Below are 13,121 nucleotides of genomic sequence, written 5' to 3'. Positions count from 1 at the left end.
GGGTCTCTTTTAGACGTCACCGATACCGCCGGGTAAGCGGGAGAAAGGATTACATGTCAGAATTTACACCTATCACCACACAAGAGGACCTGAACAGGGTCATTGAAGCACGCCTCGCACGCCAGAAGGAAACCATTGAGGCCAAGTATGCCGACTATGACAAAATCAAGACGCGTGCAACTGAACTTGAGACAGAAAATAGCGCACTGAAGACAACCGTAGCTGAATCGCAGAAGTCAGCGGCCGAGCAAGAGAAGAGCCTCGCCGATTTGAACTCCAAGATTTCCGGCTATGAGAAGTCAAGTCTGCGCACCAAGATTGCGCTCAAGAATGGCCTGCCATACGACCTCGCAGACCGCCTAGTTGGTGATGACGAAGCAGGTATGCAAGCTGATGCCGAACGCCTCGCCTCATTTATTGGTAACCACAACACCACACCGCCTCTCAAGAATGTAGAGCAGGGCTCGAACGTTGAGGGTGCTGGTGCATATCAAAGCCTGCTCAGCGGGCTTAACCTCGAAGGAGAATAAGTAAACATATGTCTAACGTATTAAGCAAGTCTAACCTGTTTGACCCAACTCTGGTCTCTGACCTTATCAACAAGGTGAAGGGCAAGAGTTCCATCGCTGTCCTGTCTAAGCAGACCCCAATCGCATTCAACGGCCAGAAGGAATTCACCTTCACGCTGGACTCTGACATCGACGTCGTTGCTGAAAATGGTAAGAAGACTAAGGGTGGCGCAACTGTTGAACCAATCACCATCGTGCCAATCAAGGTCGAGTATGGTGCCCGTGTGTCCGATGAATTCCTGTACGGCTCTGAGGAATACAAGCTGGATGCTCTGAAGGCGTTCAACGAAGGCTATGCCAAGAAGCTCGCCCGTGGGCTGGACATCATGGCTTTCCATGGTCTGAACCCACGCACTAAGGCTGCATCTACTGTCATCGGTGACAACAACTTCGACAAGGCCGTGACTCAGGCAGTTACCTTCACCGACGCCAACCCGGACCAGAACATTGAGTCTGCGGTTGCCATGATTCAAGGTGCTGAAGGCTCTGTCTCTGGCCTTGCTCTGGACCCGCAGTTCTCTGCCGCTCTGGCCGCAATGCGCACCGGTGACACGACCAATGTCCGCCTGTTCCCTGAATTGGCATGGGGTGCTAACCCGGGTGCAATCAACGGCCTGCCTTCTGACATCAACACGACTGTCGGCGCTGGCACTAATGATGTCGCTATCCTGGGCGACTTTGCCAACATGTTCCGCTGGGGCTACGCCAAGGAAATCCCACTGGAAGTCATCCAGTACGGCGACCCAGATAACTCTGGTCAGGACCTGAAGGGCTACAACCAAGTCTACCTGCGTTCTGAAACCTACTTGGGCTGGGGTATTCTGGACGCGTCTAGCTTTGCACGTGTCACCAAGTCTGCTGAATAATGAAATACCAGAACGTTAGGACGGGCGCTGTCATCACGACTAGCTCGCCGATTGGTGGCGGTGATTGGGTGCCATTTGGTGCCGAAGTCAAGCCGGCTGTGAAAGTTGAGGCCGAACATACAGCTCAACCTATCGCACCGACGCCCGCCCCAGCTGGTGATGGTATTGACGGCGTAACCGTGAAGCAGATTAAACAAGAGCTCGACTCCCTAGGCATTAGCTACGATGCCAAGGCTCGCAAGCAAGAGCTCTACGACCTCATGATGAAAGGATGATTCGATGCACGAGGACTTTGCTACAGTGGACGACCTTGAGATTCTCTGGCGCCCATTGAAAGCAGATGAACAGCAACGCGCACCGGCCCTGCTAGGGGTCGTTAGCGATTCGTTGAGAGAAGAGGCACACAAGGTTGGCAAGGACCTCGATGAGATGGTTGACATTAGGCCAACACTGGCAAGCGTGGTCAAGTCAGTGACCGTGGACATCGTGGCCCGAACCCTGATGACATCGACGAACCAAGAGCCAATGACTCAAGCATCTGAGGGGGCTAATGGCTACACATGGTCAGGGAGCTACTTGGTCCCGGGCGGTGGGCTGTTCATTAAGAATTCAGAGTTAAGTCGCTTGGGTTTGCGCCGGCAAAGATATGGGGTGATTGAGCTCTATGACACACATTAAGGGCATCACAGTCATCCTCATCGACAAGATTCAAACTGGGACTGACCCATTCGGCCACCCAACCTACAAAGATGCTGAAGTCCAAGTAGACAACGTCCTAGTCGCACCGACAACGGCTGCGGATGCAGTAAGCGTGTTGGACTTGACGGGACGCAAAGCAATCTACACCCTCGCGATACCAAAGGGAGACACCCATGACTGGGAAGACAAAGAGGTTAGGTTCTTTAACCAGAGATGGCGAGTGTTCGGCATTCCGCTCGAAGGTATTGAGGCTAACACGCCGCTCGACTGGAACAAGAAAGTGACGGTGGAACGCTATGCCTAAAGGATTTGTCTTGAACCAATCCGGTGTCAGAGAGTTGATGCGGTCACCAGAGATGCAGGCAATCCTCAAGGAACACGCTGATGCAATCAAGAGCCGTGTTGGTGATGGCTACAAACAAGATGTCTATGTCGGCAAGAATCGTGCAAACGCCATGGTCTCAGCAGATTCATTCGAGGCTCGGCGTGACAACATGAAGAACAACACTCTACTGAAGGCGGTGCGCTGATTGATTGAACAGACGATGAAGCAGTTTCTGGACGGTCGCTTGGCGGCACCGTCTTTTTTTGAAGTTCCGGCCGATGCACCTGACCAGTTCATTCTGATTGAGCGAACTGGCGGAGCAAGCCGGAATCACCTGTCCAGCGGGACGTTTGCATTCCAGAGCTACGCAGGCTCTCTCTACGATGCGGCTAACCTAAATGAACAGGTGAAGGAAGCAGTTGAGGCCATGATTGAACTGGATGACATCAGGTCAGTCAGTCTCAACAGCGACTACAATTTCACAGACACAACCACGAAGAAGTACCGCTATCAAGCGGTCTTTGACGTTGGCTACTACTAGTTAGGAGATATGTAATGGCAGATACAAACAATGTTTCAACGGCTAAGCCTAAAGTAGGCGGGGCCATTTACTCTGCACCGGCTGGTACCACGTTACCAACTGACGCAGTGTCCGAATTGAGTGCAGAGTTCAAGAGCTTGGGCTACGTGTCTGATGACGGGCTGACCAACAAGAACACACCTTCCTCTGACAAGATTGCGGCATGGGGTGGGGACACCGTTGCTGTGGTCCAGAAGGAAAAGACGGACGAATTCACCTACACCCTGATTGAGGCTCTGAACATCGATGTGCTCAAGGAAGTCTATGGTGAGGGCAACGTCACGGGTACGCTCGACACCGGCATCAAGATTAAGGCGAACGCCACAGAGCTCCCAGCTCATGTGCTCGTGGTAGACATGATTCTCAAGCAGGGCAACCTGAAGCGGATTGTCATTCCAGCAGGTCAGGTGTCCGAATTGGGCGAGGTCAAGTATGGCGATGAAGATGCAGTGGGCTATGAAACCACGCTCACGGCGCTTCCTGATGCTGAAGGTAACTCGCACTACGAATACATCAACAAGCCCGGCACGGCTGCACACACTGAAACGGGGGCTGAATAATGGAGCTGAAAGGCAAGACTAGCACTGGCTTTGAGTACAAAATTACTGAGGAACGGGCTAACAACTATGAACTGCTGGAAGTCCTCGAAGAGCTCGACGTGAGCCCTGCCGCTCTGGTGAGAGCCGTGAAGATGTTGCTGGGTGAGAAACAGGCCAAGGCACTGAAAGACCATGTTCGCACGGAGGATGGCATTGTCCCGGCTGACCGGATTGGTGAAGAGCTCAAAGAGATTTTTGAAGCGGACGGCCCAGTAAAAAACTAATACGCCTTGCCAAGATGATTAACACCGATGAGGATGCACTCGTTTGTGACCTGGCGGAAACGTACCATATCCTCGATTACAAGCGGCTGCCGTTAACAACGGTGGCCGTTTTTGCGTCTGGGCTCAGAGATGACTCACGAATCATGATGCGCATGTCCGAACAGTCTGTCACCACCGACACTCTGCTCATGGCGCAGATAACGGATGCTGTGAGCCTTCTGCTCTGGTCTAAGACTGAGGACGGACAAGCCGGGAACAACCGGCCTAACTCCATCGTGAGTGCGCTCTTGGGGACTACCACGCAAAAGCAGGTAGACCAAGTAACATTCTCATCAGGTGAAGACTTCATCAAGGCAAGGCAGAAACTAATGGAAGGGGGCGCTGTGATTGGCAACTGAATTAGGCCAAGCATACGTCCAGATTATGCCAAGTGCTAAAGGCATCTCAGGCATGCTCAAGAAACAACTGGACCCGGAGGCCGAATCCGCTGGCTCAAGCGCTGGTAGCAAGATTGGCGCTGGCATGAAGATTGCGGTGGCGGCAGGTGCTGCTGCGGCTGGGGCGGTAATGGTGAAGACCATCTCATCCTCATTGCAAGAGGGTGCCAAACTTCAGCAATCACTGGGCGGTGTCGAGACGCTGTTCAAGTCTTCGGCCGGCAAGGTCAAGGACTACGCTAACCAAGCCTATCGGACAGCGGGCTTGAGCGCTAACGACTACATGGAGAACGTCACCAGCTTCAGTGCCTCACTGTTGCAATCGATGGGTGGCAACACAGCCAAAGCGGCTGACAAGGCCAACATGGCTATGGTTGACATGTCGGACAATGCGAACAAGATGGGCTCCAACATCGGCGACATCCAGAACGCCTACCAAGGGTTCGCCAAGCAGAACTACACGATGCTGGACAACCTGAAGCTGGGCTACGGCGGTACTCAAGATGAAATGAAGCGTCTGCTGTCTGACGCCACGAAGATTACCGGCGTGAAGTACAACATGAGCAATCTGAGCGATGTGTATTCGGCTATCCACGCAATTCAAGGCAAGCTGAACATCACCGGCACCACGGCGAAGGAAGCGGCATCAACCTTCAGTGGGTCATTCGATTCGATGAAGGCTGCGGCGTCTAACGTCTTGGGCAAGCTGTCTCTTGGCATGAATATTGGGCCCGACTTGCAAGCCTTGGCAACTACGGTTTCAACGTTCCTGTTTCAGAACTTCATTCCGATGGTCACGAATGTGTTGACTGCTTTACCAGCGGCCATTGTCACGTTCGTTCAAACAGCGGCCCCTCAGTTCATGTCGGCTGGGGCTAAGATGCTGTCTCAACTGGCTGGCGGATTCACAACCGGTATGCCACAGTTCATCTCACGCCTAGGTGATATCCAATTCGCAATTCAGGAATGGCTTGCAGCAAAGCTGCCGACGTTCTTGAGTGCCGGTGTAAAAATTCTGACCAACATTGCGAATGGCATTATGCAGTCGCTCCCACAATTGATTTCTACGGCAAGCAGCATGGTGATTATGTTCGTTGGATTTCTTATGCAAAATCTGCCAAAGATTCTCAACGCGGGGAAAGACCTGCTGCTAGGCCTAGTCGACGGCATCATCAAGAATCTACCTGCAATCGGCAAGAGCGCAATCTCTGCCGTGGCTCGATTTCTGAATGTACTGGAGGCCAACTACCCGAAGTATGCAAAATCCGGTATGCAGATTCTTGGTCAACTAGTTTCCGGTATTCTCCAACGCCTGCCTAAGCTCATCAGCGCAGCAGCAACGTTAATCAAACAGTTTCTGGCGGTAGTAGTCCAACACCTGCCGCGAATCCTTGTCATGGGTGGTAAGCTGCTTTTGTCACTGATTGCAGGGCTGATTAAGAGCATGCCGAAGCTGGTCGGACAAGTCGCGAAGATTGGTAAGTCAATCGTTAACGGCCTGAAGAAGATTAACCTTCTTGACGTCGGCAAGAATCTGATTAAGGGACTCTGGTCAGGAATCTCCAACATGGCGGGTTGGATTAGGAACAAGATTGCTGGATTCGGCAAGGGTGTCCTGAACAGTCTGAAGTCATTCTTCAAGATTCACTCGCCATCGCGTGTCATGCGTGATGAAATAGGCCGCTACTTGGTTGAAGGTATTGGCGTTGGTATCGAGAAGTATGCTGGCTCGGCTTATAGCGCCATGCAGACACTGGGAACAGGAATTGAAGACCGCGTCCCGTCGCTCACGATGGACTACGGCACAACTGGTAGCATGGCCACTGCGGCAGTTCAACAACTGTCCTTCAGAACGGCTACTGCATCTTATCCGGCTATTGCGATGGCTGGCGGGGCAAGTGGCTCGACTGGCGACATCTTGGAACTTCACATAGATGCAAACATCGACGGCAAGAAGGTCAGTCGAGAGATGGCACCGGCTATCCGGGTTGACCTAGATAGACTCAAGAGAATTAAAAACAGAATGGGAGGGATTCGATGAGATACACGTGGACATTCAACGGAACTGACATGAGCGCGCTGCTGATTACCAACGAAGTCACCCGTGACATCGGCCCGAACAGGACAGGCACGTTTCAGCAAGTCGGTGTGTCCAATGGGCGGCGATTTATGCGGTCAGCAGCAGACGTGGCGACGATTAAGGTTGCCTGCACCATCATTGATGACATGCCAGAGAAGCGGCGTGAGATAGCAAGAATTCTGACCACACCATCACCAGCAGTGCTCACGTTCGGCGATGAGGCCGGGCTCTACTACCTCGCAATTACCGATGGTCAGATTGATATGTCTGAGACCAACAACTACGGACAGTTCACCATCACGTTCAAGGTGCCCGATGGCTTGGCTCACTCAACCACACCGACTGAGGTGTCTGGAACGACAGATACCGAACTGGAACTCACGACTGAAGGGAGCGCCCCGGTGGCACCAATCCTAAGCGTGACTTGCAACTCTGACAACGGACTAGTCGCATGGGCCAATGACCAAGGTGGTGTCCTGCAATTCGGTTCGACAGATGAGGTTGATGGCAATACGAGTGTCAACAATGAGCGCCCGATTCGATGGACATTCCGAAGCGCGCCCAGTGGCTCACAGACTAATGCCAGTGCTGTCACCAGCTACCCTAACCGCCTCAATGACCCTAAGTACCCGAACAAACAGTCCGGCTCGATTGTTTATGGTGCAGACATCAAAGGTAAGCCAGTCAAGAATGGGGAACTCGCATTCCCCGTTTTTGCGTCGGTCTCAGACAAGGTCTGGCATGGTCCAAGCCTGCATGGCGCAATCAAGGCTAACGGCGCGGGGAATCAGACAGGTGGGCTACTGCTCAAGGCTCGGCTGAGATTCAAGAGTGCCGTGAAGTCGATGGGACGAATGGAGATAACCCTCGAATCAGTTGGCAAGGTAGCAATCAGTTGCGTGCTTCGTGATTCCAGTAAGACTAGCCTCACCAAGACCTTTGAGTGCTGGCAAGGCGACAAGATGCTCAAGTCGGTGGCTCTGAACGCCAAGAAGTTCTCTGGCGATTTCTGTGAAGTCCAGATGAGTCGCAAAGGGGATGACGTGGTCTTCAAGATTTCAGAGGTCACCGAAGTTGACAGCAAGGGCAAGGTCAAGACTGGTGCCTCATGGTCACTGCCAATCACGTTGCCTGGACTCGGGGCCACCGCGATTGATGGTGTGACGCTGTGGATGGAGAAATACTCAACCACAGCCGCCTGCTACATGTGCTGGACGGACCTGAGCATCGACTGGATTAACGTTGAGACTTGGAATGACCAGCCTAACCGCTTTGGCATCGGTGACGTCATCATGGCCGACATTGCAACCAAGACAGTCTATGTCAACGGTGTACCGGACCCAACACTACAACGTGTAGGCAACATGTGGGACAGCTTCAAGCTCCAACCCGGGGCCAACGTCCTACAACCTGTCATCAGCGACTGGGCGACTGCTGCGGATGCAAGTGTCCAGTGGCGTGAGGCTTACTACTAGGAAAGGGGGAGCACATGGACTTTTATTTCTCTGATAGAAAATTTAACTACCTTGGCACGGCGAGTGCTGGTGGTGATGGTCCTATCCAGATAATCAATGACACGGATGACCAACTGGTCCCGACTGCCGTTGGGCGCACCTACACTGGCACGCTTGTCACAGAGCCTGAGAACTCTGACCAGCTTGAGACTATGGCCGCTCTGGGCAACTTCCTGCTCTATCAGGACCCACGCGGTAAGTATGTCTTCGCAACAATCATGGAATGGCCTGACCCCGGTTTCGACCCACAATCAGGCACGCTTGAGTTTGTTGCCGAGTCTGGTGGTGTTGACCTGATTAATGACACCGTCGGTACTTACACTGCGACTAAGGCACTGAAGTTCGCTGACTATTTCAAGGCGTTCACTTATGATTCTGGGTTTGAGTTGGGAATCAACGAAATATCCAACCTGACCCGAACCCTGAAGTGGGACAGCGGCGATGAGACGGTCCTAACTCGGATGGAGAGCGTGGCAACGCAGTTTGGTGCAGAACTGGACTTCAGATTTGAGGTAGACGGGACGACGGTGGTCAAGCGCTACATCGATGTTCTCAAGCACATTGGTGCCGACAAGGGCCAGCGCATGGAAGTCAACACTCACCTCGACTCCATCAAGACAACCGGCTCTATCTATGACCTGTTCACATCCATCAAGGCTACTGGCGGGACACCTGAGGGCAAGGACACCCCAATCTCACTCAAGGGCTACAAGTGGACTGACCCCGATGGTCGCTACACTCTCAATCCTGATGACGGCATCCTGAGGGACACGGTGGCGGTTCAACTGTGGTCTCGGACACTGAGCAACTCCAACCCGAACCCAACCGCTCATCACATCCAGCGGGTCAAGACCTATACAGCGACAACGCAGGCAAGCCTTCTGACTTCGATGCTGACTGACCTAAAGGCTAACAACCACGCGGCTGTGAATTACCTAGTCCAGATTGCGGTGCTACCAGAAGGCGTTGAAGTTGGCGACACGGTGCATTTGGTCGATGAAGATTCTGGGCTGAACCTCGTGACCAGACTACTCGAACTCAAGGACAGCTACGCCAATGAGACTCATGAGGCAACGTTTGGCGACGCGCTGATTGAGACCAGTCAGATTGACCCAATTGTCCTTGAGCTGGCAGACCAGCTGAAGACAGTGAAGGCCGCAGCTAAGGGTGCAGATGGTGTCGGCATTGAATCCACGACAATCAGCTACGCCGTGGGGACTAGCGGCACCGACGCGCCAACAGACGGCTACACAGCAGATGTTCCGGCGGTTCCGGCAGGTCAGTTCCTCTGGACCATGACCGTATTCTCGTATACGGATGGAACGTCCAAGACGATGTACGCCGTGTCTAAGGCGGGCGCTGATGGCTTGCCGGGTAGCAAGGGTGACAAAGGTAGTGACGGTAATGGCATCACCTCAACAGTCATCACTTATGCCGCCGGGGAATCCGGGACTGTCATGCCTACTTCAGACTGGTCTTCGACGATTCCAGCCGTTGATGCTGGTGGCTACCTTTGGACTAAGACGGTCTGGACCTACACAGACAAAATGACAAAGACAGGCTACTCAGTCGCCAAGATGGGGGCTGATGGGAGCCCGGGTCAGAAGGGTGACCAAGGTGATTCTGCTTACACGGTTGCCAAGCTAAATGGCTTTACTGGAACTCAAGCTGAGTGGCTTGCTTCCCTCAAGGGCGAAAAAGGCGACACGGGTAAAACTGGTACGCCGGGCAAGGATGGGAAGACCACCTATGTTCACTTCGCTTGGGCCAACAGCCTTGATGGCATCACAGACTTCGCCACAACCAAAGTGACAGGCAAAACCTACAAGTACCGCGGCCAGTGTGCTGATTTCAACGAAGCGGCACCTACGACACCATCTAGCTACCAATGGTCACTTGACCTGTCTGACACGATTGAGGCCGACCTATCCGACATGCGAGCTACTGCTGAGTCACTCAAGGAAGGCCAGCAAGCTCTCACAACTAAGCTAGGCGACACGAACGCCGACATCACGGCAGTGTCAAAGACAGTCGCAACAGCACAGTCAACGGCTGATGCAGCTAAGTCTGCGGCCTCTTCGGCTCAAACTGCCGCCAACGACGCCAAAGGTTCAGCTTCGGCCGCCTATGCCGCCACGCAGACCAACAAGGCCAGTATCGACGTGAACGCAAAAGCCATTGATTCGGCGGTCAAGCAACTCACCGAGTCAGCAGATGGCCTATCCTCACAGCTTGACGAAGCGATGCAGCAGCTCGACCCTGACGCAATAACGCAGACAGTTTTGTCCAGCGATGAGTTCCAGAACATTCAGGATGCCAATGACCAAGACAAGCAGGCTATCCAAGATGCAATCAGCGGATTGGGTGATGACGCCTCAGCCACGGTTCAACGGCTATCTCAGGTCGAACAGACGGCTGGTGCTGTCAGAACGACTGTAGACACCATGATTCAGACGGTGAGTGACCAAGGACAGACAATCGCCGATGTGCAGAACTCCATGCAATTCGACCAAGATGGCCTAACACTGGGCAAGTCCGATTCGGCCCTTACTATCAACATCGACAACAAGCAGATGACGTTCAATGACGGCGGCAAGCAGGTGGCTTACGTGAACGGCCGGAAAATGTACATCTCGGATTTACAGGTGCTAAACAGCCTCACGCTCGGCTACCACAAAATAAGTAAATACAGCTCGGACGGCGAGACCACTGCGGTCACGTTCGTTGGAGCATAGGAAGGAGGGATTAGATGGCATTAAGCGGTAATTACACAACGATTGTTCCAGGTACGAAGTCTCAATTGGCAATCAAGATAAGCTGGTCAGCGACACAGTCAGTTACAGCTAACACAAGTACTGTCAAAACGACTGTCCAATTGATTCACAAGAGCTACGGGCGGATTACCGGGGCCTCGACTAAGGCATACACGCTGAACGTCAACGGGAACAAGCACACGGGCTCGGCATCAATTAACGGTTCTGCGAACACCACGTCCACCATCACCACGAGCACGGACACCATCAATCACACCTCAACTGGTGTCGGGAAACTCGCGATTACGTTCAGCATCTCAATGGGGATTGCTTGGTCAGGCGTCACAGTCCCAACCTGCAATGTGGCAACCAAGTATTTTGCACTGACCACGATTCCACGCCAGTCCACCATGTCCAGCGTTGCCAGCACCTCACTTGGCTCACCTGTCACCATGACCATCACGGCGCACAGCTCAAGCTACACCCATGTGATTGATGCGCGCTTCGGCTCAACCATCATTCAGACATGGAAGGATTTGAAAGCGGGCAAGCAGTCGCTCACGTTCAACTCATCTGCCACCTCGGCAATCACGGCGAAGATGGGCACGGTCACATCTGTGCAGATTGATTGGGTCATGTCTACTCACTCGGGCACAACTCAGATTGGGTCCATGGCAACCGCCAAAAGCACGGTGTCGCTCCCATCTAGTGAGTTAGCCCCGACAGTCGGCACAATCAGTGTCTCAGAGGCGAATTCTGAGGCGACTTCACGCTTCACGGCTGGTAGTTATGTGCAGAATGTCTCTCAGCTTCGCCTGAGCGTCAGCGGTTCATCGGCTACTCATGGTGCGACTATCAAGTCCACGACAATCAGCTTCGAGGGGAAGACCTATTCGAGTGGTTCCACATCAGACGTCATCTCTGGGAGTGGCAACCTCAAGGTCACGGCAACTGTCACGGACTCGCGTGGTCAGTCGGCCTCTAAGTCAATCACGGTGCTTGTCACGGCCTACCAACCGCCTCAGGTCATCACAGCGATTGCGACACGGTCCAACTCAAGTGGCGGGTTCGTCACAGACGGCCAATACTGCTCTGTGGTGTACTCAGTCGCCAGCTCGGACCTGCCACTAATCAATGGCAAGAACACGCTGACTCTCAACTTCAGCCGACAAGAAGCAGGGGCCACCAGCTTCACTCAGGTTCGGACCATCTTGGTCCCAGACGTTAAGGGTGAAGGCACGGCTGTGTTAGGTGATGGCTACGATGGCACCAAGGACTACACAATCAAGTTGGTTGCCACTGATGCGGCTGGTATGTCCACCACGGTCATGATTGGGCTCGATGTGGCCCATGTCCTGATGTCCTGGGGCAAGACCCAAGTTGGTATCGGTAAGGTGGCTGAGAACGGAACTCTGGACGTGTTGGGTGACATCTACGATGCGGGGAGCTTACACATCGAAGGCGGTGGCAGCTTTGGCGGTGGTCTCGAGGCTACCGCGCTCACACTATCCGGCGTCGGCGGCAGTGCCACGTTGACGCCTGACCAAATCATACAGCTTAACAACGTTGGCAAGCTACTGTGGAGCGGTGCTTGGGGTATGGCGGGTTCAACAACTTGTACACCGTCGAAAGCCATAACAGACTGTCTCAATGGTTGGATGATTGTCTGGTCTTATGGGAGTACCAACGCGGGGAGTAACTCAGACTGGCAGTACCAATACATCCCTAAATCAGCAGCTACGGACCACAATGGCGCAGGTGTTGGTTTTCCTTTGCATACTGCTTCGGGTGGACATAAGACGCAAAAGTACTTATATGTATCCAAAACGACGCTAAAAGGGAAGGACACTAACATGATAACCGGTGAGTCGGCAGACTTCGTAATGCGGGAGGTACGCGAATGGTAGAATCTAAAGATAAGATACATGTCCTGTTCGACACTGATACAGACGGCTATATCGTCGGATGGCAACAAGAGTTCTACGACGGTAAAGCATGGCAAACGCCATTTGATACTACGAACGCGGTTGAGGTGACGCCAGCTGCGCTTGATAACATCATCATTGGCGCTACACGATACACTGACGGCCAACTGGTGACTGACGAGGCCAAGCGGGAAGAACTAGAAAATCCAGTTCCGCAGCCAACGCCTGAGCAGCAGATGCTGGCGGCGCTGGCCTTGAAATTGGCAAAATTGGAGGCAGGCTGATGACAGACTTTGAGCAGTGTGAACAGTTTTACGCATGGGGCATCGACATTGCGCCATATGTGGGGCTGATGATAACCGCGGAGGAATACAAGAAAATCACAGGAAGCGAAGTGAAGTGAATTGGTACATGGAATGTTAGGCCTCAGTTGGACCGAGTGGTTGGTGGTCCTCGGCATCGTGGGGGCGGTGTATGACGGCAACGACCAAGACCCAGCTCTGGGCGACACTCGTTACTGGGTTGAAGTGAACAAGGATGGCTCAGCAGT

The 13,121-nt window shown here is 53.2% G+C and carries 16 protein-coding genes; all 16 read left to right on the top strand.

Features of this window, described 5'->3' with window-relative positions; genetic code table 11:
- The first annotated feature begins 53 nt into the window (after nucleotides 1–53).
- From NUH19_RS03810 to NUH19_RS03735, 16 genes are read left to right on the top strand one after another with little or no spacing between them, the layout of a single operon-like run.
- Nucleotides 54–530, top strand: a complete 477-nt coding sequence (locus NUH19_RS03810; protein WP_262315225.1) for a capsid assembly scaffolding protein Gp46 family protein — start codon at nucleotides 54–56, stop codon at nucleotides 528–530.
- Nucleotides 531–538: 8 nt separating this feature from the next.
- Nucleotides 539–1,435 carry a phage major capsid protein gene (locus tag NUH19_RS03805; protein WP_262315224.1) on the top strand — a complete coding sequence of 299 codons (897 nt, stop codon included), beginning with the start codon at nucleotides 539–541 and terminating at the stop codon, nucleotides 1,433–1,435.
- Nucleotides 1,435–1,710, top strand: coding sequence for a hypothetical protein (locus NUH19_RS03800; RefSeq protein ID WP_262315223.1), 276 nt, complete (start codon nucleotides 1,435–1,437; stop codon nucleotides 1,708–1,710). The genes NUH19_RS03805 and NUH19_RS03800 overlap by 1 nt, the downstream gene beginning before the upstream one ends.
- Before the next feature lie 4 nt (nucleotides 1,711–1,714).
- Entirely contained in the window at nucleotides 1,715–2,113 is a 399-nt protein-coding gene (locus tag NUH19_RS03795; RefSeq protein ID WP_262315222.1) for a phage Gp19/Gp15/Gp42 family protein, read from the top strand.
- Nucleotides 2,100–2,438: a hypothetical protein gene (locus tag NUH19_RS03790; protein WP_262315221.1), complete on the top strand. Its 339-nt coding sequence runs from the start codon at nucleotides 2,100–2,102 to the stop codon at nucleotides 2,436–2,438. Before NUH19_RS03795 ends, NUH19_RS03790 begins: the two co-directional genes overlap by 14 nt.
- Nucleotides 2,431–2,664 carry a hypothetical protein gene (locus NUH19_RS03785; protein WP_262315220.1) on the top strand — a complete coding sequence of 78 codons (234 nt, stop codon included), beginning with the start codon at nucleotides 2,431–2,433 and terminating at the stop codon, nucleotides 2,662–2,664. The genes NUH19_RS03790 and NUH19_RS03785 overlap by 8 nt, the downstream gene beginning before the upstream one ends.
- Nucleotides 2,665–3,000: a hypothetical protein gene (locus NUH19_RS03780; protein WP_262315219.1), complete on the top strand. Its 336-nt coding sequence runs from the start codon at nucleotides 2,665–2,667 to the stop codon at nucleotides 2,998–3,000.
- Nucleotides 3,001–3,014: 14 nt separating this feature from the next.
- On the top strand, nucleotides 3,015–3,599 hold the full coding sequence (locus NUH19_RS03775) for a phage tail tube protein (RefSeq protein ID WP_262315218.1): 585 nt from the start codon (nucleotides 3,015–3,017) through the stop codon (nucleotides 3,597–3,599).
- Complete coding sequence (locus NUH19_RS03770) at nucleotides 3,599–3,862, top strand: hypothetical protein (RefSeq protein ID WP_262315217.1); 264 nt, start codon at nucleotides 3,599–3,601, stop codon at nucleotides 3,860–3,862. The genes NUH19_RS03775 and NUH19_RS03770 overlap by 1 nt, the downstream gene beginning before the upstream one ends.
- A gap of 14 nt (nucleotides 3,863–3,876) precedes the next feature.
- Nucleotides 3,877–4,260, top strand: coding sequence for a DUF5361 domain-containing protein (locus NUH19_RS03765; RefSeq protein WP_262315216.1), 384 nt, complete (start codon nucleotides 3,877–3,879; stop codon nucleotides 4,258–4,260).
- On the top strand, nucleotides 4,250–6,340 hold the full coding sequence (locus NUH19_RS03760) for a phage tail protein (protein ID WP_262315215.1): 2,091 nt from the start codon (nucleotides 4,250–4,252) through the stop codon (nucleotides 6,338–6,340). Before NUH19_RS03765 ends, NUH19_RS03760 begins: the two co-directional genes overlap by 11 nt.
- Nucleotides 6,337–7,854 carry a distal tail protein Dit gene (locus NUH19_RS03755; RefSeq protein WP_262315214.1) on the top strand — a complete coding sequence of 506 codons (1,518 nt, stop codon included), beginning with the start codon at nucleotides 6,337–6,339 and terminating at the stop codon, nucleotides 7,852–7,854. Before NUH19_RS03760 ends, NUH19_RS03755 begins: the two co-directional genes overlap by 4 nt.
- Before the next feature lie 14 nt (nucleotides 7,855–7,868).
- Nucleotides 7,869–10,628, top strand: coding sequence for a phage tail spike protein (locus NUH19_RS03750; protein ID WP_262315213.1), 2,760 nt, complete (start codon nucleotides 7,869–7,871; stop codon nucleotides 10,626–10,628).
- Nucleotides 10,629–10,642: 14 nt separating this feature from the next.
- Nucleotides 10,643–12,553 carry a DUF859 family phage minor structural protein gene (locus NUH19_RS03745; RefSeq protein WP_262315212.1) on the top strand — a complete coding sequence of 637 codons (1,911 nt, stop codon included), beginning with the start codon at nucleotides 10,643–10,645 and terminating at the stop codon, nucleotides 12,551–12,553.
- Complete coding sequence (locus NUH19_RS03740; RefSeq protein ID WP_262315211.1) at nucleotides 12,547–12,855, top strand: phage infection protein; 309 nt, start codon at nucleotides 12,547–12,549, stop codon at nucleotides 12,853–12,855. The genes NUH19_RS03745 and NUH19_RS03740 overlap by 7 nt, the downstream gene beginning before the upstream one ends.
- The gene (locus NUH19_RS03735; RefSeq protein WP_262315210.1) at nucleotides 12,855–12,974 is read left to right on the top strand and encodes an XkdX family protein; all 120 of its coding nucleotides are present in this window, start codon (nucleotides 12,855–12,857) and stop codon (nucleotides 12,972–12,974) included. The genes NUH19_RS03740 and NUH19_RS03735 overlap by 1 nt, the downstream gene beginning before the upstream one ends.
- Nucleotides 12,975–13,121: the final 147 nt, after the last annotated feature.

The organism is Lacticaseibacillus parakribbianus (assembly GCF_025490915.1).
Classification (GTDB): Bacteria; Bacillota; Bacilli; order Lactobacillales; family Lactobacillaceae; genus Lacticaseibacillus; species Lacticaseibacillus parakribbianus.
The sequence above is the reverse complement of the archived record's forward strand: the minus strand, read 5'-3'. Positions and strand labels throughout refer to the sequence as shown.

What these genes read in the sequence shown, in the direction of transcription:
- NUH19_RS03810 (WP_262315225.1), top strand. Translation starts at nt 54, where the DNA reads ATGTCAGAATTTACACCTATCACCACACAAGAGGACCTGAACAGGGTC.
- NUH19_RS03805 (WP_262315224.1), top strand. Translation starts at nt 539, where the DNA reads ATGTCTAACGTATTAAGCAAGTCTAACCTGTTTGACCCAACTCTGGTC.
- NUH19_RS03800 (WP_262315223.1), top strand. Translation starts at nt 1,435, where the DNA reads ATGAAATACCAGAACGTTAGGACGGGCGCTGTCATCACGACTAGCTCG.
- NUH19_RS03795 (WP_262315222.1), top strand. Translation starts at nt 1,715, where the DNA reads ATGCACGAGGACTTTGCTACAGTGGACGACCTTGAGATTCTCTGGCGC.
- NUH19_RS03790 (WP_262315221.1), top strand. Translation starts at nt 2,100, where the DNA reads ATGACACACATTAAGGGCATCACAGTCATCCTCATCGACAAGATTCAA.
- NUH19_RS03785 (WP_262315220.1), top strand. Translation starts at nt 2,431, where the DNA reads ATGCCTAAAGGATTTGTCTTGAACCAATCCGGTGTCAGAGAGTTGATG.
- NUH19_RS03775 (WP_262315218.1), top strand. Translation starts at nt 3,015, where the DNA reads ATGGCAGATACAAACAATGTTTCAACGGCTAAGCCTAAAGTAGGCGGG.
- NUH19_RS03770 (WP_262315217.1), top strand. Translation starts at nt 3,599, where the DNA reads ATGGAGCTGAAAGGCAAGACTAGCACTGGCTTTGAGTACAAAATTACT.
- NUH19_RS03765 (WP_262315216.1), top strand. Translation starts at nt 3,877, where the DNA reads ATGATTAACACCGATGAGGATGCACTCGTTTGTGACCTGGCGGAAACG.
- NUH19_RS03755 (WP_262315214.1), top strand. Translation starts at nt 6,337, where the DNA reads ATGAGATACACGTGGACATTCAACGGAACTGACATGAGCGCGCTGCTG.
- NUH19_RS03750 (WP_262315213.1), top strand. Translation starts at nt 7,869, where the DNA reads ATGGACTTTTATTTCTCTGATAGAAAATTTAACTACCTTGGCACGGCG.
- NUH19_RS03745 (WP_262315212.1), top strand. Translation starts at nt 10,643, where the DNA reads ATGGCATTAAGCGGTAATTACACAACGATTGTTCCAGGTACGAAGTCT.
- NUH19_RS03740 (WP_262315211.1), top strand. Translation starts at nt 12,547, where the DNA reads ATGGTAGAATCTAAAGATAAGATACATGTCCTGTTCGACACTGATACA.
- NUH19_RS03735 (WP_262315210.1), top strand. Translation starts at nt 12,855, where the DNA reads ATGACAGACTTTGAGCAGTGTGAACAGTTTTACGCATGGGGCATCGAC.